This window comes from Dermacoccus sp. CCH2-D9, from assembly GCF_001556795.1.
In the GTDB taxonomy this organism is placed as follows: domain Bacteria; phylum Actinomycetota; class Actinomycetes; order Actinomycetales; family Dermatophilaceae; genus Dermacoccus; species Dermacoccus nishinomiyaensis.
In genome coordinates, this window is the sequence record NZ_LSJT01000057.1 from 1 (window position 1) to 961 (window position 961).

General features: G+C 66.4%; 2 protein-coding genes. Both read left to right on the forward strand.

What is annotated here, in order from left to right; genetic code table 11:
* The coding region (locus AX669_RS05235; RefSeq protein ID WP_156444931.1) for a metalloregulator ArsR/SmtB family transcription factor at positions 1-215 on the forward strand (215 nt) is incomplete at its 5' end.
* 401 nt (positions 216-616) lie between these two features.
* Positions 617-844 carry a hypothetical protein gene (locus tag AX669_RS05240; RefSeq protein ID WP_051805400.1) on the forward strand — a complete coding sequence of 76 codons (228 nt, stop codon included), beginning with the start codon at positions 617-619 and terminating at the stop codon, positions 842-844.
* The last annotated feature ends 117 nt before the right edge of the window (positions 845-961 follow it).

A 961-nucleotide genomic window follows, 5' to 3' on the forward strand; every position in this document is an offset into this window, starting at 1 on the left:
TCTCGATGGTCGCCGCGCACGACGGTGCCGAGGCCTGCGTCTGCGACCTGCAGGAACCGCTCGGCCTGTCCCAGCCGACCGTGTCGCACCACCTCAAGGTCCTCGTCGACGCCGGGATCCTCCACCGCGAAAAGCGCGGCACCTGGGCCTACTTCTCCCTCATCCCCGGCGCCCTGGACACCCTCGCCGGCCTCATCACCGCGCCGGCGAAGTAGTCCACCGCGACATGGTGGCGCGAAGTGCTTGCCGAATGTCCGCCGGCCGTGTCAGAATCGTCCTGCGTTCATAGTGCGCGCCTACAGCCGGTCCTCTGGATCGGCTTTTTTCATGCCCGCCTGCTCCGCTACCCTGAGGCTGCTCGGCACGCGTCTGCCCGGAATCTCGCGGGTGTCGCATAGGCGCTGTACGCTGACACTCAAGGCAGCACGACGCTGTCTCCGGCCGGCCCTCTCAGGACCGGCCTTTTTTATGCCCTGATCTGACTCGGGCATTCGCAGGGAGCTCTCGACGCTCCTGCCATCCGCTGCCACGCCTCGTTGCGCGCCGGCGGTCCTCATGCCCCCACCCGAGGACGGGTGGGTTCTGGCCGCAACTGGCCAACCCCGAAGGAGGCATCATGCCCATCACCGACACGGTGGACATGCTGACGGCCTCCGGTGGTACTGCTGCCCTGACTGGCGTCATCGCCGTCGCCGGCGGCGTGCTCAGCGCGTTCCTGTCCAAGCAGGTCGTCGCGCTGATCCAGCACGTCATCGACGTCATCGACGACCGCACGCTGGCCAAGGATCCCGAGCGAGCTCGCATCGTCGCAGAACTGCGTCGAGCCCGCCGCGGGCAGCAGTAACCACCGGTTCAAAAAGCCGCCCCTCATTCGGCCAGGAGAGCTCTGTCTCCATGTTGTAGCGAAAACGAAGGCGAGTTCAACCGGTCAACGCACCACCACCGATAGGGGATCGTGGGT

Coding starts and splice junctions, on each gene's coding strand:
- AX669_RS05240 (WP_051805400.1), top strand. CDS start 617: ATGCCCATCACCGACACGGTGGACATGCTGACGGCCTCCGGTGGTACT.